The 25,660-nt window shown below is 31.2% G+C and carries 28 protein-coding genes; 15 read left to right on the forward strand and 13 right to left on the reverse strand.

What is annotated here, in order from left to right; all coding sequences use genetic code 11:
• Positions 1-15 precede the first annotated feature (15 nt).
• Genes Q0662_RS05700 through Q0662_RS05710 form a run of 3 tightly spaced genes read right to left on the reverse strand, consistent with a single transcriptional unit; the run spans position 16 to position 1,697 of the window.
• On the reverse strand, positions 16-342 hold the full coding sequence (locus Q0662_RS05700) for an FtsL-like putative cell division protein (RefSeq protein WP_298947985.1): 327 nt from the start codon (positions 340-342) through the stop codon (positions 16-18).
• Position 343: 1 nt separating this feature from the next.
• The gene (rsmH, locus tag Q0662_RS05705; protein WP_298947986.1) at positions 344-1,243 is read right to left on the reverse strand and encodes a 16S rRNA (cytosine(1402)-N(4))-methyltransferase RsmH; all 900 of its coding nucleotides are present in this window, start codon (positions 1,241-1,243) and stop codon (positions 344-346) included.
• Complete coding sequence (locus tag Q0662_RS05710) at positions 1,230-1,697, reverse strand: division/cell wall cluster transcriptional repressor MraZ (protein WP_298947987.1); 468 nt, start codon at positions 1,695-1,697, stop codon at positions 1,230-1,232. The genes rsmH and Q0662_RS05710 overlap by 14 nt, the downstream gene beginning before the upstream one ends.
• Before the next feature lie 208 nt (positions 1,698-1,905).
• Between Q0662_RS05710 and Q0662_RS05715 the strand changes: the two genes are divergently transcribed.
• Genes Q0662_RS05715 through Q0662_RS05725 form a run of 3 tightly spaced genes read left to right on the forward strand, consistent with a single transcriptional unit; the run spans position 1,906 to position 4,011 of the window.
• A complete protein-coding gene (locus Q0662_RS05715) occupies positions 1,906-2,670 on the forward strand; it encodes an alpha/beta hydrolase (protein ID WP_298947988.1) in 765 nt (254 codons plus the stop codon).
• Positions 2,671-2,673: 3 nt separating this feature from the next.
• Entirely contained in the window at positions 2,674-3,285 is a 612-nt protein-coding gene (gene yihA / locus Q0662_RS05720; protein ID WP_298947989.1) for a ribosome biogenesis GTP-binding protein YihA/YsxC, read from the forward strand.
• Between the two features lie 33 nt (positions 3,286-3,318).
• Positions 3,319-4,011, forward strand: a complete 693-nt coding sequence (locus tag Q0662_RS05725; RefSeq protein WP_298947990.1) for an RluA family pseudouridine synthase — start codon at positions 3,319-3,321, stop codon at positions 4,009-4,011.
• Here the strand turns inward: Q0662_RS05725 and Q0662_RS05730 are convergent.
• A complete protein-coding gene (locus Q0662_RS05730; protein ID WP_298947991.1) occupies positions 4,008-6,389 on the reverse strand; it encodes a penicillin acylase family protein in 2,382 nt (793 codons plus the stop codon). The two genes, Q0662_RS05725 and Q0662_RS05730, sit on opposite strands and share 4 nt — an antisense overlap.
• Before the next feature lie 74 nt (positions 6,390-6,463).
• On the opposite strand from Q0662_RS05730, the gene Q0662_RS05735 reads away from it, so the two are divergent.
• Both Q0662_RS05735 and Q0662_RS05740 read left to right on the forward strand, forming a co-directional pair.
• A complete protein-coding gene (locus Q0662_RS05735; RefSeq protein WP_298947992.1) occupies positions 6,464-7,627 on the forward strand; it encodes a DegT/DnrJ/EryC1/StrS aminotransferase family protein in 1,164 nt (387 codons plus the stop codon).
• A 284-nt stretch (positions 7,628-7,911) separates the two neighbouring features.
• Positions 7,912-8,106, forward strand: a complete 195-nt coding sequence (locus tag Q0662_RS05740; protein ID WP_298947993.1) for a hypothetical protein — start codon at positions 7,912-7,914, stop codon at positions 8,104-8,106.
• Positions 8,107-8,168: 62 nt separating this feature from the next.
• Here Q0662_RS05740 and fabD read toward each other — a convergent pair whose 3' ends face one another.
• Positions 8,169-9,053, reverse strand: a complete 885-nt coding sequence (gene fabD, locus Q0662_RS05745) for an ACP S-malonyltransferase (RefSeq protein ID WP_298947994.1) — start codon at positions 9,051-9,053, stop codon at positions 8,169-8,171.
• A gap of 139 nt (positions 9,054-9,192) precedes the next feature.
• Between fabD and Q0662_RS05750 the strand changes: the two genes are divergently transcribed.
• From Q0662_RS05750 to Q0662_RS05795, 10 genes are all read left to right on the forward strand, one after another.
• Positions 9,193-9,939 carry a queuosine precursor transporter gene (locus tag Q0662_RS05750; RefSeq protein WP_298947995.1) on the forward strand — a complete coding sequence of 249 codons (747 nt, stop codon included), beginning with the start codon at positions 9,193-9,195 and terminating at the stop codon, positions 9,937-9,939.
• 68 nt (positions 9,940-10,007) lie between these two features.
• Entirely contained in the window at positions 10,008-10,718 is a 711-nt protein-coding gene (locus Q0662_RS05755; protein ID WP_298947996.1) for a DUF547 domain-containing protein, read from the forward strand.
• 68 nt (positions 10,719-10,786) lie between these two features.
• Positions 10,787-11,122 (forward strand): arsenosugar biosynthesis-associated peroxidase-like protein, encoded by a 336-nt coding sequence (locus Q0662_RS05760; RefSeq protein WP_298947997.1) that lies wholly within the window; start codon positions 10,787-10,789, stop codon positions 11,120-11,122.
• A 77-nt stretch (positions 11,123-11,199) separates the two neighbouring features.
• A complete protein-coding gene (arsS, locus tag Q0662_RS05765) occupies positions 11,200-12,252 on the forward strand; it encodes an arsenosugar biosynthesis radical SAM (seleno)protein ArsS (RefSeq protein ID WP_298947998.1) in 1,053 nt (350 codons plus the stop codon).
• 106 nt (positions 12,253-12,358) lie between these two features.
• Positions 12,359-13,327, forward strand: a complete 969-nt coding sequence (arsM, locus tag Q0662_RS05770) for an arsenosugar biosynthesis arsenite methyltransferase ArsM (protein WP_298947999.1) — start codon at positions 12,359-12,361, stop codon at positions 13,325-13,327.
• 18 nt (positions 13,328-13,345) lie between these two features.
• Entirely contained in the window at positions 13,346-13,966 is a 621-nt protein-coding gene (locus Q0662_RS05775; RefSeq protein ID WP_298948000.1) for a TIGR04282 family arsenosugar biosynthesis glycosyltransferase, read from the forward strand.
• Entirely contained in the window at positions 13,966-14,787 is an 822-nt protein-coding gene (locus tag Q0662_RS05780) for a purine-nucleoside phosphorylase (RefSeq protein WP_298948001.1), read from the forward strand. Before Q0662_RS05775 ends, Q0662_RS05780 begins: the two co-directional genes overlap by 1 nt.
• A gap of 260 nt (positions 14,788-15,047) precedes the next feature.
• A complete protein-coding gene (locus Q0662_RS05785) occupies positions 15,048-15,995 on the forward strand; it encodes an oxidoreductase family protein (protein WP_298948002.1) in 948 nt (315 codons plus the stop codon).
• Between the two features lies 1 nt (position 15,996).
• Entirely contained in the window at positions 15,997-16,812 is an 816-nt protein-coding gene (locus Q0662_RS05790) for an inositol monophosphatase family protein (RefSeq protein WP_298948004.1), read from the forward strand.
• Between the two features lie 187 nt (positions 16,813-16,999).
• The gene (locus Q0662_RS05795; RefSeq protein ID WP_298948005.1) at positions 17,000-17,251 is read left to right on the forward strand and encodes a type II toxin-antitoxin system ParD family antitoxin; all 252 of its coding nucleotides are present in this window, start codon (positions 17,000-17,002) and stop codon (positions 17,249-17,251) included.
• Positions 17,252-17,529: 278 nt separating this feature from the next.
• On the opposite strand, the gene Q0662_RS05800 is transcribed toward Q0662_RS05795, so the two are convergent.
• From Q0662_RS05800 to Q0662_RS05835, 8 genes are all read right to left on the reverse strand, one after another.
• Positions 17,530-17,970 (reverse strand): hypothetical protein, encoded by a 441-nt coding sequence (locus Q0662_RS05800; protein ID WP_298948006.1) that lies wholly within the window; start codon positions 17,968-17,970, stop codon positions 17,530-17,532.
• 9 nt (positions 17,971-17,979) lie between these two features.
• Complete coding sequence (locus Q0662_RS05805; RefSeq protein ID WP_298948007.1) at positions 17,980-19,965, reverse strand: DUF2779 domain-containing protein; 1,986 nt, start codon at positions 19,963-19,965, stop codon at positions 17,980-17,982.
• Positions 19,966-19,995: 30 nt separating this feature from the next.
• On the reverse strand, positions 19,996-20,475 hold the full coding sequence (locus tag Q0662_RS05810; RefSeq protein ID WP_298948008.1) for a hypothetical protein: 480 nt from the start codon (positions 20,473-20,475) through the stop codon (positions 19,996-19,998).
• A gap of 262 nt (positions 20,476-20,737) precedes the next feature.
• On the reverse strand, positions 20,738-22,090 hold the full coding sequence (locus Q0662_RS05815; protein ID WP_298948009.1) for a hypothetical protein: 1,353 nt from the start codon (positions 22,088-22,090) through the stop codon (positions 20,738-20,740).
• Between the two features lie 55 nt (positions 22,091-22,145).
• The gene (locus Q0662_RS05820; protein WP_298948010.1) at positions 22,146-22,997 is read right to left on the reverse strand and encodes a hypothetical protein; all 852 of its coding nucleotides are present in this window, start codon (positions 22,995-22,997) and stop codon (positions 22,146-22,148) included.
• Between the two features lie 134 nt (positions 22,998-23,131).
• Complete coding sequence (locus Q0662_RS05825) at positions 23,132-23,572, reverse strand: hypothetical protein (protein WP_298948011.1); 441 nt, start codon at positions 23,570-23,572, stop codon at positions 23,132-23,134.
• 16 nt (positions 23,573-23,588) lie between these two features.
• Positions 23,589-24,350, reverse strand: coding sequence for a hypothetical protein (locus Q0662_RS05830; protein ID WP_298948012.1), 762 nt, complete (start codon positions 24,348-24,350; stop codon positions 23,589-23,591).
• Positions 24,351-24,355: 5 nt separating this feature from the next.
• Positions 24,356-25,453 (reverse strand): hypothetical protein, encoded by a 1,098-nt coding sequence (locus tag Q0662_RS05835; RefSeq protein WP_298948013.1) that lies wholly within the window; start codon positions 25,451-25,453, stop codon positions 24,356-24,358.
• Between the last annotated feature and the right edge of the window lie 207 nt (positions 25,454-25,660).

Genomic DNA, 25,660 nt, shown 5'->3' on the forward strand with positions numbered 1-25,660 from the left:
AGTTGCCAATTTAAATTATTTTTTAATAGTTACTTTTATTTTTTTCGGAGGAGTTTCTGAAGGGAATAAACCTCTTTCTTTTGCATTTCTCCTAATACTAGATTCCATTTCCATTCTTGTAAGAATTGTTTCTGTATCTAAAGATTCTGCCCTTAACTCTCTTTTCAATTTATTTAATTCTGTAATTTTTATTACTTTTTTATCTGCATTATGAGCACTTGTAATCATTATTAACAAGAGAAAAACAATAAAAAAAATTACTTTCCAGTTTTTTAAGGCAGATTCGTCTGTTAAAAAACTACCTCTTAAAAAGCTATAAATACTTTTTTTAACTTTAGACATTTTATTTTTTTAAGGTTGCAATTCGTAGTTTAGCACTGCGAGCTCTGTTGTTTTCGTTAATTTCTTGCGAGGTAGGCACTATTAACTTTCCAACTTTCTGTAACGGCTCGCTCGAGTTTCCAAAAAAATCTTTTTCGGGCTCACCACTAAACAATCCTGTTCTTATAAATCTTTTTACCAATCTATCTTCTAAAGAGTGATATGAAATTACACTTAACCTACCCTCTTCTTTTAATAAAGTTGGTGTTTGCTGTAAAAATTCTTTTAAAACTTCTAACTCTTCATTTACTTCTATTCTAAATGCTTGAAATATTTGTGCTAAAATTTTATGCTCTTTAGCTTTTGGTAAATATTTCTGCAGGGCATTTTTTAACTGAAAACTAGTTTCAATTTTATTTTCTTCTCTTTTCTCAACAATTGTTTTCGCAATATTTCTAGAGTTTCTCAACTCTCCATACAGAAACAATATTTCTGCTAACTTTTCTTCTGAATAATTGTTTACAATTTCTTTGGCAGAGATTTTAGATTTTTGATTCATTCTCATATCCAAATCTCCATCAAAACGAATTGAAAATCCTCTTTCTGCCTCGTTAAACTGATGTGATGAGACCCCTAAATCTGCTAAAATTCCATCAACTTTTCTAACTCCATAAAACCTTAAAAACCTAGAAATGTATCTAAAGTTTTCTGGTATTAATTGAAAACGCTCATCATCTATTACATTTGCCAAAGCATCAGGATCTTGATCAAAAGCAAACAACTTACCGTTTTTACCTAACTTTTTTAAGATTTCTTTAGAATGCCCTCCACCACCAAACGTTACATCGATATAAACACCATCAGCTTTTATTGCTAAAGCGTTTACACTTTCCTCTAATAAAACTGGATTATGATAACTCATCTGCATCTGTATTACCCATTACATCTTCTGCCAATTGCGCAAAATCTACAGCTGCATCATCGATAGCTTTCTCGTAATTATCTTTATCCCAAATTTCTATGATATTCACAGCAGAAGACAACACCACTTGCTTTTTAATCGAGGCAAATTCGCATAAATCTTTTGGTATCAAAATCCTTCCAGCAGTATCAAAATCTACTGTTTTTACACCTGCAGTAAACCTTCTAATAAAATCATTATTCTTTTTAACAAACCTATTTAGCTTGTTTATTTTCTGCATCATCAAAGTCCATTCCTGCATTGTATACAACTCTAAACAAGGCTGAAAAACAGCTCTCTTTATCACAAATCCTTGAGAAACAACTGGCTGCAACTGCTTTTTTAAAGCAGTAGAAAACATAACTCTGCCCTTTGCATCTGCTTTACATTCGTATGTACCAATTAAATTTATCACCCTCTTACTAATGAAATATTGTTGATTTCAAAAATATATAAAATTTACCACTTTTTACCACTTTTTACCACATTGTTAATAAATATTTATTATTTTATCTAAACAACATTAAAAAATCGCTTAAATATTGAATTCGAGACATTTATAAAAAGGTTATATATTTTATAAAAAAGAACTACATTTGCGAATAAGTAAAACGAATTGAATAATGACTGATAAGTTAAAATCTGAAGGGAAATTTACATATGTAGAAGAAGGAGAAGGGCCTGCAATTATTGTTTTACATGGTTTAATGGGCACTTTAAGTAATTTTAAAGAAACTTTTTTTCATTTTTCTGAAAATGGATATAAGGTTTTAATACCTGAATTACCATTATACTCTTTACCGCTATTAAAAACCAATGTTAAAAATTTAGCGATATTTTTAAAAGAATTTATGGAACATAAAAACATTGATTCTGCTATTTTGCTTGGGAATTCTTTAGGCGGTCATATTGCTTTATATTTTACAAAACATTATCAACAAAAAGTAAAAGCACTTGTTTTAACAGGCAGCTCTGGTTTGTATGAAAAAGCAATGGGAGATAGTTTTCCAAAAAGAGGAAATTATGAGTATATAGAACAAAAAACTAAAAGCGTTTTTTACGATCCTGAAATTGGAACCAAAGAAATGGTAGATGAAGTTTTTAAAATTGTAAACGATAGAAATTCTGTTATACGAACTCTGGCAATAGCCAAAAGTGCTATTAGACACAATATGGCTAAAGATTTACCCGAAATGAAAATACCAACCTGTATTATTTGGGGAAAACAAGACAATGTTACACCACCTGAAGTTGCAGATGATTTTCATAAGCTTTTACCTAATTCTGATTTGTTTTGGATTGACAAATGTGGGCACGCAGCAATGATGGAAAAACCAGAAGAATTTAACACAATTCTACATAAGTGGTTTACAGACAGAAATATTTAGGGCATGAAAATAAAGTCTGCAGAATTTGTAATGAGCAACAGCAATGTTATAAATGCTCCTAAAGATAGAATACCAGAATACGCTTTTATAGGACGTTCTAATGTTGGCAAATCATCATTAATTAATATGCTGATGGAGCGTAAAGATTTGGCTAAAATTTCTGGAAAACCTGGTAAAACACAGTTAATCAACCACTTTAAAATAAACGATTCTTGGTTTTTAGTAGATTTACCTGGTTATGGTTATGCCCAAGTTTCTAAAAAGAAAAGAGTTATTTTTCAATACTTTATAGAAAATTATTTTAAAGAAAGAGAACAATTAGTTTGCACCTTTGTGTTGATAGATTCCAGACACGACCCACAAAAAATAGACTTAGATTTTATGCAGTTTTTGGGTGAAAACCAAATTCCTTTTTGCATTGTTTTTACAAAAGCAGACAAATTAAGTAGCTCTAAATTGAACAAACAAATTACTTCTTACAAAAAGAAATTACTGAATTATTGGGAAGCTTTACCAACATCATTTATAACCTCATCTTCTACTGGGTTTGGTAGAAAAGAGTTTTTAGACTTTATTGATGGCGTTAACCAAGACGTTGCCAAAGATTTTAAATAAAAACCTTTTACCCACTTAAGGTAACACTTAAAAATGCACACTACAAAAAACAACTTACAGGTTTTATTTGAAGACAATCATATATTAATTGTAAATAAAAGAGCTGGTGATATTACACAAGGTGATAAAACTGGAGACAAACCTTTAAATGAAGTTGTAAAAGAATACATTAAAGACAAATACAACAAACCTGGTAATGTTTTTATTGGCACTGTACATAGATTGGACAGACCTACTTCTGGTGTTGTAATTTTTGCAAGAACCTCTAAGGCTTTAGAGAGATTGAATAAAATGTTGCGAGAAAAAAGCATCCAAAAAACCTATTGGGCACTGGTTAAAATCAAACCGAAAAAGACAAAAGATACGTTAACAAACTTTCTTAAAAAAGACTCCAAAAAAAATAAATCTTTTGTTTACAAAAAAGAAATTGATGGTAGTAAAAAAGCTATTTTACACTATTCAGTTTTAAAAAATCTAGATACTTATACACTTTTAGAAATAGATTTAGAAACTGGCAGACATCATCAAATTAGAACACAATTAGCAAACATTGGTTGCCCAATAAAAGGCGATTTAAAATATGGTTTTGCAAGATCTAATAAAGATGGTAGCATTTCTTTACATGCCAGAAAAATTGAATTTGTACATCCTGTTTCTAAAGAATACATTAAAATTACTGCACCTACACCCATAGATGTTGTTTGGAGTGCTTGTGAGAAAAATTAAATTTTAGGCTTTAAAACTAAAACTCGCACGTTTTTCTCAATTTCTTTTTGATTCATTTGCATTTTTTCAAACTTGCCTTCTAAATATTTTTGTTTTTGATCTTTATAATACCTACTAAATAATCGACCAGACTGTCCTGTTGGTAAAATTGACAAACTATTTTCTACATCAGAAAAATCTATAATTCTTCTTGTAGAAGGGCCTGCTGTAACTTTGTAAACCCCTGTGCTATCTAGTTTAAATATCTGATTGTTAATCACCTCATTACCACCAATAGTTTTAAATGGCCCTACATTAAATATTTTACGTAAAACACCACCAGCTTTACCTATAGCGTGTTCGTGCTCTACAGAAATTACCTTATCCCAAGTCCAAAGTTCTACATTTGTTCCTAGTTGATTTTCTAAAAAAAGAAACGCTTTTTTAAAAGATTTGTTTATAATTTCTTCTTTTGACTCCTCCTTATTTTTAGTGGTAATATCATCCCACCAAACAGAATTATCTCTAGTAATTTGAGTTGTTAAAACCTGATCTTGTAACTGAGAGTTGATAAACAAATTAAAACTTTTTCCTATTTCATCTTTATAAGTAGCCACTAAAAACTCATATAAAAAGCGATTATAAATTGTTGGTCCAATAGCATCTTTTAAATAAACGCCTTTCCAATTTTTTAAAATTTCAAAAGCTTTTTTCTCTGATGGATTTAGCCCAGGGTAATCAACACTTTTTAGCAATTTGTTTGCAATTTCTGGCACCACAGAAGAAGTTACATCATAAGTCATTTTAACAACATCCTCTTTTGTAAAATCATTTTTAGCTTCTAATAGCTCTACAATTCTTTTAGACCTATCTTCTGGTTGATAGTATCCAGGATATAATTTTCCTCTTACAGAATCTGGTTGATGATTCGCGGAATACACATAATTAGAGCTTGGGTTAATGGCTTTCGGATTTTCTTCAAAAGGCAAAATTTCTAAGATTTCATCTTCACCAGAAGCGCCATCTAAAAACAGTTTTGATGATATACCTTCTCTTAATTGATACAATTTAGCAGAAGCAAACCAAGCAATGTTATTGTTTGCATCTCCATACATTACATTTAAACCAGGTGCATGTATTTTTTCTACAGCATTTTTAAATTCATTAAAAGATTTTGCATGACTCATCCCAAAAGCAACATCTAGGGTTTTGTTTTCCATTTGGGTAAAAACCCAATTCATGGCTATGGGTCTATCATCATTAATATGATTTACCAAACCATTCATTATAGGTCCATGTTTGCTAACCTTTACAACAAAAGTAGTATCTGGTTCGTCTTTGATTTTAATGGTTTTCTCAATCAAATCATATTTTAAAAACCCATTTTTTGTTTTATATTCTAAATTATTATTCGGATTATTTTCTTCTACATAAAAGTTTAAATCGTCATTAGCCAACATTGTTAAACCATAAGCATAATCTTTGTTATGCCCTAAAAGCGGAAAAGGCATTAAGGCTATATTGAATCCGTAAATTTCAAAATCGGGTGTTTTTATGTGATTTTGATACCAAACTGAAGGTTGAGAATATCCAATATGAGGATCATTTGCAAAAATAACTTTTCCGTTTTTTGTTTTTTCTGCACCAAGTACCCAAGAGTTACTTCCTATAAAAGTAGATACTGGTAAAGCATCCATAATATCACTAACTTCTTGAGATAAATTAGATTTTAACGGATTTACTTCTTTTTTATTAATGGTTAAGTTTTTACTGTAAGAATTCATCAACTCATTAATGTAAGCTTCTCCTAAATTCTCTTTAATATCTGTTAATAAAGGATCTGTTTTATGGGCAACAGCAAAACTAAATGCCATATAACCAAATACGTTATATACGTCTTTAATGGTATATTTTTCTACTTCAACATCCACCAAACTAAATTCTAAAGGTATTTGTCCTTCTTCTATATATTGGTTAATTCCGTCTAAATACTTCTGAGTTAAAATGTAAGCGTCAGTATTTTTATCAAGTTTTTCTATCGTTTTTTCGGCAGCCTCTTCAATTCCTAATCCACTAAAAAACAAATCTGTTTTTAATAATTTTTTTCCAAATATTTCCGACAATCTACCAGGAGCAATTCTTCTAATTAATTCCATTTGCCACAACCTATCTTGTGCGTGTACATATCCTAAAGCCACATATGCATCTTCTTGGGTTTTAGCATTAATGTGTGGCACACCGACATCATCAAAACGAATAGTAACCTCACTTTTAATCTTTTTCAATTCAATTTCACCAGAATAATTTGGTTGTAAAGCGCTTGAAAGATACCAAACTGCTATAAATAAAACAGTTAAAATTAATAAAAGCGCTATCAGAATTTTTTTTACTATTTTCATGGAAATGTGTTTGATATTTTCAAAGATAATAGATTTATATTGTATTTTTGATGTATTCACAAAACAACTACTTTATGAAAAAAATTCAAATGGTAGACCTACAAGGTCAATATGCAAAAATTAAAGAAGATGTAAACAATTCTATAGAACAAGTTTTAAGTACATCTGCATACATAAACGGACCTTTAGTACACGAATTTCAAAAAGATTTAGAAAAATATTTAGATGTAAAACATGTAATACCTTGTGCAAATGGTACAGATGCATTACAAATTGCAATGATGGGTTTAGGTTTAGAACAAGGTGACGAAGTAATTACTGCAGATTTTACATTTGCAGCTACGGTAGAAGTAATTGCATTATTAAAATTAACACCCGTTTTAGTAGATGTAGATGCTAAGACTTTTAATATTGATATTGATGCATTAAAAAAAGCAATTACACCTAAAACAAAAGCTATTGTACCTGTACATTTATTTGGTCAAGTTGCCAATATGGATGCCATTATGGAAATTGCCAAAGAACATAATTTATACGTTATAGAAGACAATGCTCAAGCAATTGGGGCCAATTATACTTTTAAAAATGGTAAAAAACAAAAAGCAGGTACTATTGGTAATGTAGGTACAACTTCGTTTTTTCCGTCTAAAAACTTAGGTTGTTACGGTGATGGAGGTGCCATTTTTACCAATGATGATAAACTAGCTCATACTATTAGAGGTATTGTAAATCATGGAATGTACACCAGATATTATCATGATGTAGTTGGCGTAAACTCTAGATTAGACTCTATACAAGCTGGAGTTTTAAAAGCAAAGTTACCTAACTTAAATGAGTATTGTAATGCTAGAAGAAATGCTGCTCGCTTTTATAATAACGCTTTTGCAGAAAATTCAAATATCATAACACCAACGGCAAAGTCGAATGCAACAAACCATTGTAATCAAATTTGTGATGTTTGTGATTGTCATGTATTCCATCAATATACCTTACAAATTACCAATGGTAAAAGAGATGCTTTGCATAAACATTTATTAGACAAAGGCATTCCAAACGCTATTTATTATCCTGTAGCATTACACGCACAAAAAGCGTATACAGACAAACGTTATAACGAAAGTGATTTTCCAGTTACAAATCAATTAATAGAAACGGTAATTTCTTTACCAATGCATACAGAGTTAGAGAATGAACAATTGGAGTTCATTACAAAAACCATCATTAATTTTGTAGGTTAGACGATTATAAAAGAAACTTAATTTTAAGCAAAAAGGAGGTTTTTTAGTGATATTTTTCGTGATTTTTAATGAATTTTTAGTGTTTTTTGCTAAAAATTCACTTTTTTGTAGCTTTTATTTTTAAGAAAACCAACTATCTATTAACATATTTACAAAAATAAACGGTGCTTTTTTTCATATCTGTATTTTTTATCTGATTTTCAATATTTTACGTCCTATTTATTGACATTACTTATCATTACAAGTAATTTTGTTATTTGTATTATTAATGATAAATGAACTCAATGAAATTGATTAAAATTAAAAGAGAGACCAGGTTAGAACAACGTCACACAATTAAAATGGGTACTTTAAATACTAAAGTAACCTATATAAAAATGACGCTTTTTAACCTTATCAATCTAAAAACATTACACAAATACAGAGAAACTTATTATGATAAAATAAAAGATTGTGAAGATTGCGTTTTAGCAAAATAAATTTAAAAAAGCCTCAATTTTAAAATAAAATTGAGGCTTTTTTAAAAAATTGAATATATAATTTACTCAAAACTTGCTCCACTAGCAGCAACACTTCTATCAATTTTACGCATTAAACCTTGTAAAACTTTTCCTGGCCCAACTTCTATAAACTCAGTTCCACCATCAGCAATCATTGCTTGAACACATTGAGTCCATTTTACAGGAGCTGTTAATTGCGCAATTAAATTTTCTTTAATCTCATTAGGATTTGTAACCGCTTTTGCTACAACATTTTGATACACAGCACAAGTTGGCTCACCAAAATCGGTTGCTTCTATAGCTGCTGCTAATTCTTCTCTTGCAGGCTCCATCATTGGAGAATGAAATGCACCTCCAACAGGTAATAACAAAGCTCTTCTAGCTCCTTTTTCTGTCAATACCTCACACGCTTTTTCTACCGCTTTTATTTCTCCAGAAATTACCAATTGTCCTGGGCAATTGTAATTTGCAGCCACTACTACTCCATCAATTTCAGCACAAGTCTCTTCAACAACATTGTCATCTAATCCTAAAACTGCTGCCATAGTAGACTCTTGCATATCACAAGCTTTCTGCATTGCTAAAGCTCTTTTAGAAACCAATTGTAAACCGTCTTCAAAAGTTAATACTCCATTTGCAACCAAAGCAGATAATTCTCCTAAAGAATGCCCTGCAACCATTTCTGGCTGAAAAGCATCACCTAATACTTTTGCTAAAATCACCGAATGCAAAAAGATAGCAGGTTGTGTAACCTTAGTCTCTTTTAACTGCTCTGCAGTTCCTTCAAACATAATGTCTGTTATTTTAAACCCTAAAATATCATTTGCTTTTTCAAAGTATTCTTTCGCTAATGGTGACTTTTCGTATAAATCCAATCCCATTCCTGTAAATTGCGCTCCTTGACCTGGAAAAATATATGCTTTCATAATAATATGTAATCGTTAAGTTGTTAAACTGTTTAATAGCGACAAAAATAATCATTTTTATTAGAAGCTGATTCCTGCTTTTCGTTATATATTTTACCAACAAACTTCTAACTTCTAACAAAATTCGTAACTTCGTTTTATGACATATAAAGACAAACAACTTGCAAATAGAATTTACCTAATTCTTGCTGCTCTTTTTATAGCCTCTTTAGTAACCTCTAACTTAATATTCCAAAAATTCTTTTATTGGTATCCTTTTGATATTCAAGTTTTCGATACAAAACTTTTTGAAGTTTCTGCAGGACTTTTACCTTATCCAATTACGTTTTTAATTACCGATATTTTATCAGAAATTTATGGAAAACGAAAAGCAAATGAGGTGGTTATTGCAGGAATTTTTGCTTCCTTTTTCTCGCTAATCATTATCTATGTTTCTAAAGAAGTACCAGCTACATCTTGGTCTCCTGTAAATAACAGTATTTTTGTCAATGTGTTTGGTGCAGCCCCTTTAGCAGTTTTCGCTTCGATGATGGCGTATTTGTTTGCCCAATTTATAGATATTAGAATTTATCATTTTTGGAAACAATTAACGAAAGGAAAACACTTGTGGTTGCGTAATAATTTCTCAACCTTTTCTTCTCAAATCATTGACACTCTAACCGTTTTAGTCTTATTATGTTTATTCGGCATTATCGATTGGAAAAACTTTTTAGGCCTTTTACTAAGTGGTTTTATTTTTAAAATACTAATTGCAGCTTTAGACACCCCAATTTTATATTTGGTTGTTAATGCTTTTCGAAAAAGATTCAACTTAGCAATCAATGAAGAAATTGATGATAAAGTTCTCATTGAAAAGGTTCAAGACGTAAATGAAATGAGTGTGTAAAATTTAGAGAAATTTTTCTAATTATTAAAAAAAATATTGCGTCTAAACCCTCAGAAATACGATTAAAGATGAAAAAAATAAGTTTACTTTTTGTGATACTTTTTGTATACCTACAAAACAATGCACAAACATCAATTTTTAACAACTTACTACAAGCTCATGTTTCTGATGACGGAATTGTAGATTATAAATCTTTTAAATCAGATTATTCAAAATTAGACACTTACCTCTCTTATTTAGAAAAAACAACACCTAAAATCTCTTGGTCAGAAAATAAACAAAAAGCATTTTGGATTAATGCTTATAACGCTTATACGATAAAATTAATCTTAGAAAACTATCCACTAAAAAGTATTTTAGACATTAAAAAGGATAGCAAAACAGCCTGGAAAATTCCTTATGCAAAAGTAGGTAGCAGAATTTATACTTTAGACTACATTGAACATGAAATTCTACGTGAAAAATTATTCGATCCAAAAATTCATGTGGGCCTTAATTGCGCCTCCGTTTCTTGTCCTAAGTTATTAAATATCGCTTTTACAGAAAATAATGTAGAAACTAAATTAACCAAATTGATGAAGGCTTTTATCAATGACTCATCTAGAAACAAAATAGATAAAAAGAAAGTTCAAATTTCAGAAATATTTAATTGGTTTAAAAGTGATTTTACCAAAAACGGTACTATAATAGATTACTTAAATATATATTCAAATACAAAAATTAAGTCTAACGCAAAAATTAGTTATAAGAAATACGACTGGTCTTTAAACGGTAACTAAACGACTCTTTTTAACAAAAATTATTAAAAACAAATTGTATCTTTCAATTTTAAAATTAAAATCAATTTATGTCAAAATCATATTATGACGCAACCGATTTAAGAAAGTTCGGTAATATAACTGAATGGAGTGAAGAACTTGGAAACAAATTCTTTGATTATTATGGAAAAGTCTTTGAAGAAGGCGCATTAACCGCTCGTGAAAAAAGTCTAATTGCCTTAGCTGTGGCCCATACAGAACAATGTCCTTATTGTATTGATGCTTATACAAAAGACACGTTACAAAGAGGCGTTACTAAAGAACAAATGATGGAAGCCATTCATGTTGGTGCTGCTATAAAAAGCGGTGCAACTTTAGTACATGGTGTTCAAATGATGAATAAGGTAAATAAAATTGATGGATAACTAATTATGAATTTTAAAGTACGATTTATGAGTTAAAATACTCTTTTCGTAATTCATAATTCTACATTCGTAATTAAATGAAAAAATCATTAAAAGCAAGAAATAACGACATCGCAAATACTTCTCGTCAACTAGAAATTCTGTCAAAAGGTATTTTTGCAGATGGAGAATTACCCACATTTGCAGCTAAAATTTCAACAACCAATCAATTTCCACTCCGTCCTAAAAAGTTAGAGGTTTTACAAATAAATTTGGGCTATATGTGTAATCAGGTTTGTGAGCATTGTCATGTAGATGCAGGCCCAGATCGTAAAGAAATCATGACTATAGAAACCATGCAGCAATGTTTGGAGGTCATCAAAAAAACAGAAGCTCATACCTTAGATTTAACTGGTGGTGCGCCAGAAATGAACCCAAATTTCAAATGGTTTGTAGAAGAAGCATCAAAAGCAGGAATTAAAGATTTTATTGTGCGTTCTAATTTAACCATTATTAGAGCTAACAAAAAATATTACGATTTACCCCAATTCTTTAAAAAATACAACATTCATGTTGTTTCTTCTATGCCACACTGGACACGAGGAAAAACCGACAAACAGCGTGGTGAGGGTGTTTTCGATAAATCGATTAAAGCTTTACGAGAATTGAATGCTGTAGGGTATGGAATAGAAGGTTCTAGTTTAAAATTAGATTTAGTCTATAATCCTTCAGGAGCATTTTTACCTGGAGATCAAATGGGCTTAGAGCGTGATTTTAAAAAGGCCTTAAAGGAAGATTTTAATATCGATTTTCATAATTTATTTGCCATTACCAATTTACCAATCAGTAGATTTTTAGATTATCTCATTGCATCAGAAAATTACGAAGATTACATGTATGCTTTGGTTGATGCTTACAATCCTGCAGCTGTAGAAAATGTAATGTGTACCAATACCATTTCTGTAAGTTGGGATGGTTGGTTGTATGATTGCGATTTTAATCAGATGCTAAATTTAAAAGTAGCTAGTAAAGTAAAACATATTGCCAATTACAACGAAGAATTGCTACAAAACAGAAATATCATTATCAACCAACATTGTTATGGTTGTACAGCTGGTGCAGGTAGTAGCTGTCAAGGAACTGTTGCGTAAAGCCTCATTTTCTTCGAGATATTTCCAGAAAAAAGAAGAAATTCAGCAAGTTTGAAAAAATAAATTGCAATTGACTATAGTCAATTGTAAAAAATAAAAATTTAAAATGAGTTATTTAGAAACCACCAAAGACGTTTATAAAGAAGCAGCCTTAACACCAGATGTTGGTTTATGCTGTACCACCAATCCTATTTGGGAATTACCAGGATTAAAAATTCCTAGAATTATGCAAGAAATGAATTACGGTTGTGGTTCTACTGTGCATGCAAGAGATTTAACCAACAATCCAAAAATGTTATATGTGGGTGTTGGTGGTGGAATGGAGCTATTGCAATTTGCTTACTTCAACAGAAATAAAGGGGGGGTTATTGGTTTAGATGTGGTGGATGAAATGCTAGAAGCGTCTCGTAAAAACTTTAAAATCGCAGAAGAACAAAACAATTGGTTTAAAAGCAACTTTGTAGATTTACGCAAAGGAGATGCCATGAATTTACCAGTAGAAGACAATTCTATTGATGTTGCCGCTCAAAACTGTTTGTTCAATATTTTTAAATCTGATGATTTACAAAAAGCCATTGCAGAAATGTACCGAGTGCTAAAGCCTCATGGTAAATTGGTAATGAGCGATCCTACTTGCGAACAGGAAATGAATGATGAATTAAGAAATGACGAACGCTTGCGTGCTTTATGTTTAAGTGGTAGTTTATCCATTGCAGATTATGTAAAAGCGTTAACCGATGCTGGTTTTGGCACTATTGAAATTAGAGCAAGAAAACCATACCGTATTTTAGATCCAAAGAATTATCCAACTAACAAATTGATTTATATAGAATCAATAGAAGTGGCTGCTATAAAAGATCCAATGCCTGCTGATGGCCCCTGTATTTTTACAGGTAAAGCAGCCATTTATTTTGGTAATGAAGATTATTTTGATGATAATGCAGGTCATGTTTTATTAAAAAATCAACCCTTAGCCATTTGCGATAAAACTGCAGGAGCTTTAGCTGCTTTAGGTAGAGATGATATTTTTATTTCAGAAAGTACCTATCATTATGATGGTGGTGGATGTTGCTAATTGAAAATTACAAACTTTATGTCATTTCGAGCGCAGTCGAGAAATCTTTTACTGATTTTTACCAGAAACCCAGAATTGGGCAAAGCAAAAACACGTTTGGCAAAAACCGTAGGTGATAAAACGGCTCTAGATATCTATAAATTTTTATTAGAAAAAACTAAAAACATTGTTGTTGAAGTAAAAAGTGCAGACAAGGCTGTGTACTATTCAGTAAAAATTAGAGAAAACGATATTTGGAATGCCAATACCTTTCAAAAATACCAACAATTTGGGGAGGATTTAGGAATACGAATGCAAAATGCCTTTCAAAACGGATTTAATGCAGGTTACCAAAAAGTACTCATTATTGGAAGTGATTTGTATGATTTAACATCAGAAATTATAGAAAATGCTTTTGAAAAGTTAGATAAAAACGATGTTGTAATTGGACCTGCAAAAGATGGAGGCTATTATTTATTAGGCATGAATTCGTTTCAAGAAAATATTTTTAAAAACAAAAAATGGGGCACAGAAAGTGTTAGAAAAGATACGTTAGCAGATTTAAATGATAAAAAAGTATTTTTGTTAAAAGAATTAAATGATGTAGATGTATTTGAAGATATAGAACATCACCCCGCATTTCAAATCTTTTTAAAGTAATGATAAATAAAAAACAACAACTGCAAGAAACCACTCAATTTTTAAAAACAAACGGAATTACCAACCCAGAAATAGGCATTGTTTTAGGTACAGGTTTAGGGAAGTTGGTGGATGAAATAGCTATTGAAAAAGAAATTTTATATGCAGATATTCCTCATTTTCCACAAGCAACTGTTGAATTTCATTCAGGTAAATTAATTTACGGAGAATTATCTGGCAAAAAAGTAGTGGTAATGTCGGGTCGTTTTCATTTATACGAAGGCTATAATGCTTGGAAGGTAACCTACGGAATTAGAACAATGCATGGTTTAGGAATCCAAAATTTACTAATCTCTAACGCTGCTGGTGCCATCAATTTAGATTATAAAAAAGGCGATTTAATGCTGATTGAAGATCATATTAATTTACAAGGAGCATCACCTTTAGCATTTAAAGAGGCCAAAGATTTTGGAAATATTTTTGCAGATATGTTAGCGCCTTATTCTGAGAAGATCAATTCAAAAATGATAGAGGTAGCAAAACAAAACAACATTCAGTTACATTTAGGAGTTTATGTAAGTGTATTAGGACCGCAACTAGAAACTAGGGCAGAATACAGAATGCTGCAAATTTTAGAAACCGATGCTGTAGGCATGAGCACTGTACCCGAAGTTATTGTTGCCAAACAACTCAATTTGCCTTGTGCCGCAATTTCTGTATTAACAGATGAGTGCGATCCAAAAAATTTACAACCTGTAGATATTTCAGAAATTATTGCCATTGCTGGTGAAGCAGAACCTAAAATGATTATCTTGTTTAAGGGAGTTATCGAAATACTATAAAGCTATGCAAGACTCTTAGGTTTTCAAAACCTGAAAGGTCTAAATTACATATTATATCAACAACCATTTTAAATCCGTTATTCAACAAAAAAAAGGCGCCAATTCTATGTAAAAAAAGCAATAGGTTTTTTTTGAAAGCTTTTTATAAAATTCTTACAATTTTCAAACCTAATAAATCTACTTAAAATAGTATTTTTAGCATAAATTAGAAAAAGACCCTTCAGGTTTTAAAAACCTGAAGGGTCTAGATTACATATTATATGAACAACCATTTCAAATCCATAATTCTACAAAAAACAGGAGCAACTTCCTTACAAGAAAAAGAGATTATTCAATCGCTTTGGAGTGGTTATGGCAACATTAAACGCATTACTTTACATGGTGGTGATATAAAAAGTGTGGTGATTAAAAACGTACAATTACCTAAACAAAATACACATCCCAAAGGGTGGAGTAGCGAAATTGGACATTTAAGAAAACTAAAATCGTATCAAGTAGAGACTTTTTGGTATCAAAATTATAGCAGTAAAAGCTTAGCGCGTTTGCCAAAATGTTATGGAGTTACCCAAAAAGATGATGAAGTGTTCATTATTTTGGAAGATTTAAACGCAGCTAGTTTTTCGTTGCGAAAACAAAATGTCAATTGGCAAGAAGTTGAGGCATGTCTAGAATGGTTGGCAAAATTCCACGCAAGTTATCTGGGTGAAGTTCCAAAAAATATTTGGGACATTGGCACCTATTGGCATTTAAAAACTAGACCACAAGAATTGCAAGCTTTAGAAGATAATTCTTTAAAAAATGCGGCTTCAAAAATTGATAAAAAGTTGAATAATTGCACATACAAAACCTTTGTGCATGGAGATGCAAAATTAGCCAACTTTTGCTTTTCTGAGTATGGAAAAGTAGCTGGAGTAGATTTTCAGTATGTAGGCGGTGGTTGTGGCATAAAAGATGTTGCGTATTTTATTGGAAGTTGTTTACCAGAAAAAGAATGTGAACGCTTAGAAAACAAAATTTTAGATACCTATTTTACATATTTGCACAATGCATTAGGTAATAAAAACGAAGCTCTAGAAAAAGAATGGCGTGCATTATATCATGTAGCTTGGGCAGATTTTCATCGTTTTTTAAAAGGATGGAGTCCTGGACATTGGAAAATTAATTCTTACAGCGAACGCATAACCCAACAAGTGATTAAAAATTTATAAAATGGATATACAACACCTTACTAACATTGCTATAAAAGCAGCTTTAGCTGCTGGAAAAATCATTAAGAAAGCAATGCGTGAGGATGTAATTGTAGCGCATAAAGAAGGTGGCAATACCTATGCATCTCAAGTGGTTACCAAAGTAGATATTGCTTGCGAAAAAATGATTCTAAAACACCTAAAACCCACTTGTAAGAATTTTGATATTGCATTACTTTCTGAAGAAACTCAAGATGATGGAAGCCGGTTTGAGAAAGGTTATTTCTGGTGTATAGACCCAATGGATGGTACTTTGGCGTTTATCAATAAAACACCAGGCTTTTCTGTGGCAATTGCTTTGGTTGATAAAAATGGAACCCCACAAATAGGTGTGGTTTATGATCCAAATACAGGAAATTTGTATTCGGCTACAAAAGACAAAGGCGCTTTTAAAAACGGACAACCTTGGAAAGTAACCGCTAACAACAAGTACTTGACCTATGTAACTGACAAAAAATTAGCAGATACACCCAACAAAAGTAAAATTCTAGCTGTTTTAGATGATAAAATCAATACTTTGGGCTTCTCAGCATACAAAGAAATTGCTGGCGCTGGCGCTGTGTTAAATGCCATTTTAGTAGCAGAACATGCACCAGCCCTCTTTTTAAAACTTCCCAAAAAAGAAAAAGGTGGGGGTTCTATTTGGGATTATGCTGCCACTGCGTGTATTTTTAAAGAACTGGGCCTAGGAACTACAGACTTTTATGGAAAACCTTTAGAGTTAAATAGAAAAGATGGTTCTTTTATGAATAAAAAAGGGATTTATTGTAGCTCTTAAGTGGATTGAAACACCTCTACTTTTAGGGCATAAAAAACCTCAATAACAAAGATAAAACTTGTTATATACCAAAAATTATAATCAAAAATTAATATATTTGATTGGATATAATTACTTCTGCGCAATTTGAGGGAAAATTTTCAAATTATACCAAATTTTGGTATTTTTGAATTAAATTAGTTTCAAAATGAATAAAAACACATCAATATCACTCGGAAATTATTTTGACCAATTCGTTCAAAGTAGTATTAGCAAAGGAAGATTTAAAAACGTTAGCGAAGTTATTCGTGCAGGGTTAAGACTTTTGGAAGAAGAAGAAAGTAAAGTAATTGCTTTGAAAAACGCAATTCAAGAAGGAATTGACAGTGGAATTGCTCACGATTTTGACCCAAAAAAACATCTCGAATCACTAAAAGCGAAAAAACACTCGAATGCCTGAATATAAACTGACGAATAAAGCTGTTGCTGGAATAAATTCTTTAAGTTAGATTTAGCCAGTTTAACTGGGTTTTCTTTTACGACTAAGGCTAAACGTTTTTTTAGTTCTTTATCAAACTAATGTGTCTCTGACTTGTTTTAATATCTCGTCATAACCTGCTTCATCAATCTTAGACACCTTACTACAAATAGGACAAATAATTGAATTTATTGCTTTATATTTTAGTTAGTTATTTTTAATCTACACAACACAATGTATTAATTCTAAACTTCAATTCTTCAATCCATAATCGTTAGAAATTCTTCGGGGTGACTGAGATAATGGTCTATTTCTTTTAATTGATTCATTTTACTTTTAAGACCGATGAGCTCGTGTAAAAACGCATTTTCAGATTTTAATTTTGAATAATGAATCTGTTGTATGGTATTTATGCCCGTTTTTTCGTAGTGTAAACAAACTGAATTATTTTCATTTATTTTTTCTAAAAAAGTATCTATCGTTGTGGTATTAAACGTGCTTTTAATTGCATTGAATTGCTTTATTAAATTTGATAGTCGCTTTTTTCTTGAGCTGATGCCTTGTTTAAAATACCATGACTGCCCATCAGGTTCTTCAAACTTTCGCTTTAAGATCGCATATTCCATAAGAAGACCAGCCAAAGTCGAATGGTTTTGCTTTTTTACAAATAAGGCTTTTAACTTTTTAGCATCTAAAGGCATATCCCTAATCTATTCTATTAGTTCTTTCAAATGCTCAAACACCATCACCATAGCTAGGGTGTCTAACTCACAATACTTCAACAGGGCTTTGCGTAGCGTACCTCTTTCTAAATCGCTCATGTCGGTATATTGGGTTAACCCGTATGCGGTTAAAGCAGCTCCACCATTATTAATTTCGTCAATGTCACTTTTACGCTCAAAATCAGTATCCCACTCTTTAAAAGGCTTATCCAAAGACTTATAAGGGTCTTCTATTTCGCCATCTTTTAGACGTAACCATTGGTGATTACTCGGGAAATTCTCACTCGTCATATTGATGTCTGCAATCGGTTGACTGTACTTTTCTTTAATGAATTCAGAAGTTTTAAAAATAGCGGGTAAAATAGCTTTTATGGAATTACTCCCTTTGGTATGTGGGTTGTAATAATAAGCTTTGATTACTTCACAAAGATCAATCATACCTCTTTCAGGTTGCCAAAGTTCGCCTTTGTAATCCTTGTCCTTTGGTGGCGTCGTCAATGTCTTTATAAAGTTGATTAAGCTTTCTTTATCAGGCTCAGTTGAAGCTTCTAATTGCCGTTTGACTTGATTTAGGGTAGAATTTTCATAAGGTGAAAACTGAAACACAGAACCGTTATTTTGCTCTAAGGCTGCTTTTAGTGCTCTTACAAACTCAAAATTAGGAAACTCACCTGGGTTCACATTAATAAATTCGGTAGCGTGTTCTATACGTCCATCTTCATGGTAAATATGGTGAGAAAACTGAAACACTACTTTTTCATAAGGATGCTGACCTTTATAAAAAGGAAGAGCCACTGTAGAAGCTTCAAAATCAATAAAATTATAAGGCGGTATCCAAGAAGCCATTTCACTTTTCAATTCTTGATCTAAAGTTTCAAAAGTGAAATTATCAGGGTCTAATGCTTTTTGTTTTTGCAAAATTTGCCTTTCATAAAGCGACCAACCATTCAAAACCTGTTTTGATTCACTTTTTGGTTGGAATTGTTCATCATTTATATCTTCTAATTTTAGGGCCTTTAATTCATTGAATTCTTTAAGTTTAGTATGATGCAGCTTTGAGATCTCAAAAGCATTTGGTGCTCTAAAATCTACTTCTTTCCAGTTTAATTGCTTTTGAAAACAGTCTTTAAAGCCTGATTTTTTATCCTTTGAGGCTGCATCGGTTTTAAACTCGCAATGTTTACATTTTCCAAAATTTAGAGGATAACTAAAGTAGCGGTCGTCTTGATAGGTTTTAGATAAGACTTCAATGGCATCTTCAAATTGATAGTCTTCTAAAATGCGATGCTCTCCTGTTTCAATTTTAGTAATCATCTCAGAGACATCTTTAAGAGATAAGACCGAATCTTCTGGCAGGTTTAGCTGTGCTAATTGGTCTGCCTTTTTTTCTATTCCGGTTCTACTATTGCTGTTCTTTTTAATGCGGAACATTTGATTTAGCCCATCTATAGATGCCGTTTTATTTTGATCAGCTAGCATTAAGTAGGGCTTGACATTAAATTGCGGATGTGCTTTTTCTATAACGTATTTTTGAAAAGCTACATCAAACAAATACAAATTCCAATCAGCATTATATTTCACATCCTTCTTCTTATCCCCTTCTTTAAATGACTTGGCCTTTACTTCAATTAAATTGATGTGATTTCCTTTTTTCTCTAAAATATCAACACGAATAAATAAATTATTGTACTTAAAAGCAGCCTCATAAATCACTACATTCTCCTTTTGCAGTTGGTCATTCGTTTCTGTTACTTTTTGTTCATAATCATAATGAGGAGAATTATCATCATCAACTAAATAACCACCTGGGTAATGCATACGTGCTAATTCTTCTACCTGAAAGCCCCCTGATGCTAAAGCTTCTAAAAACGGATTATTGTTTTTTTGATTGGCATAGTCATCCTTCTTGGTGTAAAACAATTTATTAGGGCATTCAAGGCCTAATTTAAAACGTGATTTAGTTAAGTATCTCATAATTGCGGCTTAAAATTTATTTCAGATGGATTAGTCATTTAGTTTAAAATAGTCTAAAATGGCTTCCCAATTCGGGTATTTATTAAATTTGTCGTTGACATAATCCCAACCAAAATGAAGGTGTGATCCCTTAAAATTTCCTGCGCCGTTAGCTATTCGATCATCGATTAAATAGTCGCCATTGAGCAAATCTTTACGGTGGGTAATGATTACTTTTTTATAAAACAGCTCACCAAAATAACGCTCAACCCATAAGCGTTTATGCATCCAAGCGCTAGGATTATCCCAGGGTGCAGTGGTTAAAATAAATAATTCATATTGACCAGAGTTGTTGAGTTTTTTTACCGCTTCAATAGCACCTACTATAGGTTCTAAGTGCTCAAATATACCAGGAATATTATCAGGTTCAATGTTACTTTTAGCTAGGCCTTTTGCTGGTATATTAGCAATAGCTTTGCTAAAATCAGCCAGAACCCCATCCATATCTATGTAAATAATAGGCTTGTTCATATAATATTAGCGGATTAACTTTTGGAGACATTTTACCTTTTGCCAGCTGCCTTGTGCATCTTTATGATTCAAATAGGTATCACTTCCTCCAGATAAACCAATACCATAGGTGTTTTGATTGATGACCTCATTTTCTGAAATCCAGTCAAAACCGTGTGTTGATTTACCTTTTTTTCCTTTTACAATCGTGTCAAGTAAGGTTCCTCTCCAGCGTTTTTCAATATTTCGAGTTGTAGTTCACTTTAGTGAAATAAAAAGTAAATTACATCTTGTTACCATTTTTAATAAATCTTCTCCAGGTTTCGTCTTTTAGATCCTGAATATCTTTAGTTAAATTACTCAGATTCTTCACAAAGTATTTTTTTAGTTCATCATAATTTCCGTATTTCTCTATATTAACAGTACGGCTACAGAATGATTTACCTCTAGATCCATTGAATTTATTGTCCCAACATAAACTACTTTTTAAATTTTGAAAATTCTTATCTGATAAAAACACTTCAACCTTTTCGTTATAATCCTTACGAAAATTACTACTTTTTGAAATATTAACATTATTATAATCATATGCGGCAAAATAGAATTTCATCTTCGCACTGTTTGTATTGTGTTCATATTGCAAACCTATTCTAGCAGTTTTTTGCTTAGCTGTCTTAGCTTTTGGAAATGGAAAGTTTGGTATTAAAAAACTAGCTTGAATTAAGAAACCTCCATTATTTCCAGTATCGGTAACGAAATTTGTTTCAAAATCTAATGGGTCAGTATTTTTTAAATTAAAACCTGGTCTAACTTTCTGAAATCTTTTATCCTGACTAAGCTCATGTTCGAGCAATAAAAACCATTCCTGAAGTGCACTAATTTCAATAATTTTAAAAGAATTTTTTACAGCTTTTTGAACATTAGAATGATTTAAATAAGTAGATGTGTTTAAACCTTGATTCCCTAAAGTAAATTTTTCTGTTAAAAATAAAATATACTCTTTTGCTGAAGCCGATGGGTTTTTGATATACTGTAAATTATCGACTACTAAATTCTCATAAGACATTGTAATCCAAGGGTTTTTTAGCTTATGGGATTCAATAACATCTTCTCTCCAACTATTTAAATGTGGCAATTTCTTTTTTAAAATATGACTTGGCTTTAGAAAAGTAAATTTCCACCTTTTAATGTCACCTAAATCAATATTGATTTTATCAATATAGTTTTTTGATTTGTCCGATTTACTATCCAAAAGTGCATCCGATAAACTATTAATAAAGCTAACACTTGATAACCTTGTGAAATAGTATTCTGTTTGTGATAATGTTTTCTTATTACTATTTTGAGTGTGCTTATCCTTCTTTTTAAAAGACTCTGAAGCCTTTATCTTGTTTTCAATATGTATAAAATTAAGTTCATTTTTTATTTTATAGATTACAAGAATGTCTATTTGTTTTATTTCAGCTATTGCTTGGACAAATATCGCTTCTTTAAATTTGGTTTTTCCTAAAATAGACTCTAATAAAGCACTTTGAAACTCTGGATATTTATTCAATAACCAAGTTATTGCTTTACTGTGAAAAAGTTCTCTGTTGAAATTAGAGACCGTTTCTATAAACGTTTTATTTGTTGTCATCTTTTTATTTTTGTTTAGGTTTTCTCTTAAGTTCCAAATAGCTTTGGTAAATCTGTTAACGAATTAACTTTTGGAGTGTTCTCTCCTTTTGCCAATTGCCTTGTGCATCTTTATGATACAAATAGGTATTACTTCCTCCTGATAAACCAATACCATAGGTGTTTTGATAGATGACCTCATTATCTGAAATCCAGTCAAACCCGTGTGTTGATTTATCTTTTTCTCCTTCTACAACCGTATCAAGCCAAGTGCCTCTCCAGCGTTTTTTTCCACTCCGGGTAGGGGTCCAATTTGAGGAAATTTTACTTATTCGTTCACCGTTTTTATAACTATTAACTTGCTTTAAAAAATTTATGGCGCTTATGCAAAAAGCTTTATCAGTTGTTTTTACGATTTCAAAATTTACTTCTAACTGCTCAAATATAGAGTGATTGATGGCAAAAAAATGATTGTTATAATACCTACCATCTATGATACTATCACTTTTCTCTTTTTTTGACAATATGCGTTTTAATTTTGGGTAGGCTTTAAATAATTTGTTGTCGATACGCTTTTCGTGCACAACATGATAAACGGTTAAAGCATGATTTAAAGCTTCCGAAAGGGAGGCATAAGCAAAACTATCCACTATAAAAACAGATGTATGATGTGCCAAATAATCCTCGACAAGTTCACTTGCTTCTCGTTCAACCTTATCAACGACTTCCTGCGTCACATGCATCGTGAGCTCTTCAACCTTTTCATAAATTGGTAGAAGGTCTATGTTCTTTTCGAGACCACAAGAACTGTAAAAGGCATTGTGTTGCTCAAAGTCATCTTTACTGTAGCGTATCCCAAAGAGTTTGTTATGCAGACCTTCTACATAAGTTAATGATTTTGAAAACAACAACTCCTGTGTTTTAGTCATCTAAATGGTATTTATTAATAAATAACTCGACTGATAAGTTATCGGTAAGCAACTGTACTCCCCATTTTCAAGAAAATCTTCTATTTTGACGTCTTTTTTATATCTCTTCATTTTTATGCTTTTATAGGTTGTAACTATTCTTTTTCACTTAGATCAAGACCTAGCATTTTCATAATCTTTTGCCATAGCGATAGTTTTGCCTCAGGTTTTTGAGACATTTGATCATCCTTCTCACTATTAGGCGTATGCGTTGAAATTTCATATCCCAAACTCATGCTTAACTTGATGAATTTTTGGATATTCGTGAAGCCCCACTGATTAGAAACCACTACATGAGCTCCATTCATAATTTTAAGTGGTTCACGCATGTTAAAACGCTTAGGATCTTTTACATCAGACTCTTTCCGAATAAAGCCTTTCGAGCCTTGTACTTCATCAGGAAACACCTTTTGTATGTCTTCAAAACTGGGATTGTTTTTCTCTACCCAGTCTTTAACGATGGTAAAAACTAATTGTCGTTTGTTTAGGTTTTCGCCTAAATCTTCTACTGTATACTTAGAGTAATCTCTTGCCATTTTTTATCTTAAATCGCTATAATCCTTCAAGTGAATGCACTCCATCTGACTCAAAGAAATTATCTAAATCATATTCATTTAATTTGAAAATATTACTTAGTTCTTCCTTTGCAGTATCATCATCTTCAAAAAAATATTTATGTGCTATGGAAATATCCACATCATTAATTTTCGTAATCCACAACTGTGGTACCCAATCATAATTTAATGTATATTTAGAAGTGATTCTTTTTATATCATCTACATGTTTAGAATCATTAAAAATAGTATTACTGATAGTAGTCAAATATTCAGTGGTGATAGGTGTTATAAATTCAAGACTTAATGTACTTACCGGCAAATCAAAGTAAGAACAATTATTTACATCTTCAGAATTCTCCATGTTTCTAATTAAAACGCGAACTGAATTGATTACTTCATTTTCATTAAAATCTGTTTTAATTTGAGCTGAATTTGCTATTGTGACATATCCCAATTTTTCACTAGCAGCTATAAAATCATTAATATTCTCTCCCCACTGATTAGAAACTACCACATGTGCGCCATTCTTAATTTTAATTGGTTCACGCATATTGAAGTGCTTTGGGTTTTTTACATCAGACTCTTTCCGAATAAAGCCTTTTGATCCTTGAACATCATCTGGAAATACCTGTTGTAAGTCTTCAAAACTTGGTTTGTTTTTTTCTATATAGTCTTTTACGATGGTAAAAACTAGTTTTCGTTTATTTAGGTTCTCACCTAAACCTTCTACTTTGTACTTGGTGTAATCTCTTGCCATTAATTTTAGTTTTTTCCTTTACTTATGTTTTGTTTGATGTCCATTAGTTGTAAATTAGTTTCAGAAGCAATCAAATATAATTCTTTTAGCAAATCTTCTGGATTGATTGATTTGATAAAATCTTTGCTATAATTCTCTCTAATATATTTTTGAGAACTTACACGACTTAATTGCGAATATTTGCTGAGTTTTAATTTTTCGAATTTGTTCTCATTTTTAAGAATTTGATTTTTTATTTCAGTAGTTATTAAGTTAAAGCAATTCAATTTAGAAATATTTTTGTTCATTACTTCATATAATGAAGTTTCGTGGTCTATTGCAATATCTTTAATGTTTGAAATTTGCATAGGTGCAAGCGTAACATTGTCGGTTAACTTTGTAAATATTTGAAAGTTCTTTCCTTTTATGCTAACAAATACATTGGCAGAATTGTTAAAAATCAGCTTCTCAATTTTGCTGAGTTCAATTTTTTTATTTTCAACAAACAAATGAATATTTCCAAGTAGTTTATTGTTCCATTCTTCAAATGCTTTTCTGTTACCAATAATGTTAAAATAAGATACAATAAAACGTATAGGGTAATAAATATTATCATATGTACGGTCTTGAGTATTTATCCTTAACTTAAAGTTAGCAAAAACGTCTTTTTTTGAGTATTCATAAATTATATCTTCTGAGGCACATTCTGATTCGCTAAATTCGTAAGGCAAAGAATTTATATTATCCAATAAATCAGACTCCTGGTCTGTTTGCTGATCTTCTTCTGATACAATATAATCGTTTTCAATTAAGAACTCTAAATAAGCATATAAACCACTTTTATAATTTTGCAAAGTTTTAAGCGGACGACCAAAACGCATTTCTGCATCTTTTATAGAAAGTTGTTGAATCATAAAATCAATAGCATTTGTTTTTAATTTACTCGATGAAATATTGCTATCAAGTATGTCGAACAATCTATAAGATTTTATATTTTTAATTTCAATAGTTTTGCTTGCACCCGAAACATAACTTAAATACGATTTTGCAGATGATTCTGAAATTCCTAAATTTTTAATTAACCATTGATTAAATTCTTCTTTTTGATGAAATTCGGTTGTCATAAGTAATTTTTTTTATTTAAATTTTATATTTAAGAAACGTCTGCTTTTTTATAACAGGGTTTCGAATTGTGTTGAAATATTATCATCAGTTTTTTTTAGTGTGACAGGAAACTTTTTTAAGTCTTCAAAACTAAGGTTGTTTTTTCTGACCAGTTTTTTTTTGATGGTAAAAACCAATTGTCTATCTATGAGTATAAAATAGTTTTC

Origin of the sequence: uncultured Polaribacter sp. (genome assembly GCF_947503855.1) — a bacterium.
Classification (GTDB): Bacteria; Bacteroidota; Bacteroidia; order Flavobacteriales; family Flavobacteriaceae; genus Polaribacter.

Bases quoted from the DNA above. Each gene is read 5' to 3' on its own strand.
- arsM (WP_298947999.1), top strand. From the start codon at position 12,359: ATGAGTTATTTAGAAACCACCAAAGACGTTTATAAAGAAGCAGCCTTA.
- yihA (WP_298947989.1), top strand. From the start codon at position 2,674: ATGAAAATAAAGTCTGCAGAATTTGTAATGAGCAACAGCAATGTTATA.
- Q0662_RS05820 (WP_298948010.1), bottom strand. From the start codon at position 22,997: ATGACTAAAACACAGGAGTTGTTGTTTTCAAAATCATTAACTTATGTA.
- Q0662_RS05700 (WP_298947985.1), bottom strand. From the start codon at position 342: ATGTCTAAAGTTAAAAAAAGTATTTATAGCTTTTTAAGAGGTAGTTTT.
- Q0662_RS05735 (WP_298947992.1), top strand. From the start codon at position 6,464: ATGAAAAAAATTCAAATGGTAGACCTACAAGGTCAATATGCAAAAATT.
- arsS (WP_298947998.1), top strand. From the start codon at position 11,200: ATGAAAAAATCATTAAAAGCAAGAAATAACGACATCGCAAATACTTCT.
- Q0662_RS05795 (WP_298948005.1), top strand. From the start codon at position 17,000: ATGAATAAAAACACATCAATATCACTCGGAAATTATTTTGACCAATTC.
- Q0662_RS05830 (WP_298948012.1), bottom strand. From the start codon at position 24,350: ATGGCAAGAGATTACACCAAGTACAAAGTAGAAGGTTTAGGTGAGAAC.
- Q0662_RS05780 (WP_298948001.1), top strand. From the start codon at position 13,966: ATGATAAATAAAAAACAACAACTGCAAGAAACCACTCAATTTTTAAAA.
- Q0662_RS05750 (WP_298947995.1), top strand. From the start codon at position 9,193: ATGACATATAAAGACAAACAACTTGCAAATAGAATTTACCTAATTCTT.
- Q0662_RS05835 (WP_298948013.1), bottom strand. From the start codon at position 25,453: ATGACAACCGAATTTCATCAAAAAGAAGAATTTAATCAATGGTTAATT.
- Q0662_RS05805 (WP_298948007.1), bottom strand. From the start codon at position 19,965: ATGAGATACTTAACTAAATCACGTTTTAAATTAGGCCTTGAATGCCCT.
- Q0662_RS05790 (WP_298948004.1), top strand. From the start codon at position 15,997: ATGGATATACAACACCTTACTAACATTGCTATAAAAGCAGCTTTAGCT.
- Q0662_RS05825 (WP_298948011.1), bottom strand. From the start codon at position 23,572: ATGGCAAGAGATTACTCTAAGTATACAGTAGAAGATTTAGGCGAAAAC.
- Q0662_RS05775 (WP_298948000.1), top strand. From the start codon at position 13,346: ATGTCATTTCGAGCGCAGTCGAGAAATCTTTTACTGATTTTTACCAGA.
- Q0662_RS05815 (WP_298948009.1), bottom strand. From the start codon at position 22,090: ATGACAACAAATAAAACGTTTATAGAAACGGTCTCTAATTTCAACAGA.
- rsmH (WP_298947986.1), bottom strand. From the start codon at position 1,243: ATGAGTTATCATAATCCAGTTTTATTAGAGGAAAGTGTAAACGCTTTA.
- Q0662_RS05810 (WP_298948008.1), bottom strand. From the start codon at position 20,475: ATGAACAAGCCTATTATTTACATAGATATGGATGGGGTTCTGGCTGAT.
- Q0662_RS05755 (WP_298947996.1), top strand. From the start codon at position 10,008: ATGAAAAAAATAAGTTTACTTTTTGTGATACTTTTTGTATACCTACAA.
- Q0662_RS05725 (WP_298947990.1), top strand. From the start codon at position 3,319: ATGCACACTACAAAAAACAACTTACAGGTTTTATTTGAAGACAATCAT.
- fabD (WP_298947994.1), bottom strand. From the start codon at position 9,053: ATGAAAGCATATATTTTTCCAGGTCAAGGAGCGCAATTTACAGGAATG.
- Q0662_RS05785 (WP_298948002.1), top strand. From the start codon at position 15,048: ATGAACAACCATTTCAAATCCATAATTCTACAAAAAACAGGAGCAACT.
- Q0662_RS05740 (WP_298947993.1), top strand. From the start codon at position 7,912: ATGAAATTGATTAAAATTAAAAGAGAGACCAGGTTAGAACAACGTCAC.
- Q0662_RS05730 (WP_298947991.1), bottom strand. From the start codon at position 6,389: ATGAAAATAGTAAAAAAAATTCTGATAGCGCTTTTATTAATTTTAACT.
- Q0662_RS05760 (WP_298947997.1), top strand. From the start codon at position 10,787: ATGTCAAAATCATATTATGACGCAACCGATTTAAGAAAGTTCGGTAAT.
- Q0662_RS05800 (WP_298948006.1), bottom strand. From the start codon at position 17,970: ATGCCTTTAGATGCTAAAAAGTTAAAAGCCTTATTTGTAAAAAAGCAA.
- Q0662_RS05715 (WP_298947988.1), top strand. From the start codon at position 1,906: ATGACTGATAAGTTAAAATCTGAAGGGAAATTTACATATGTAGAAGAA.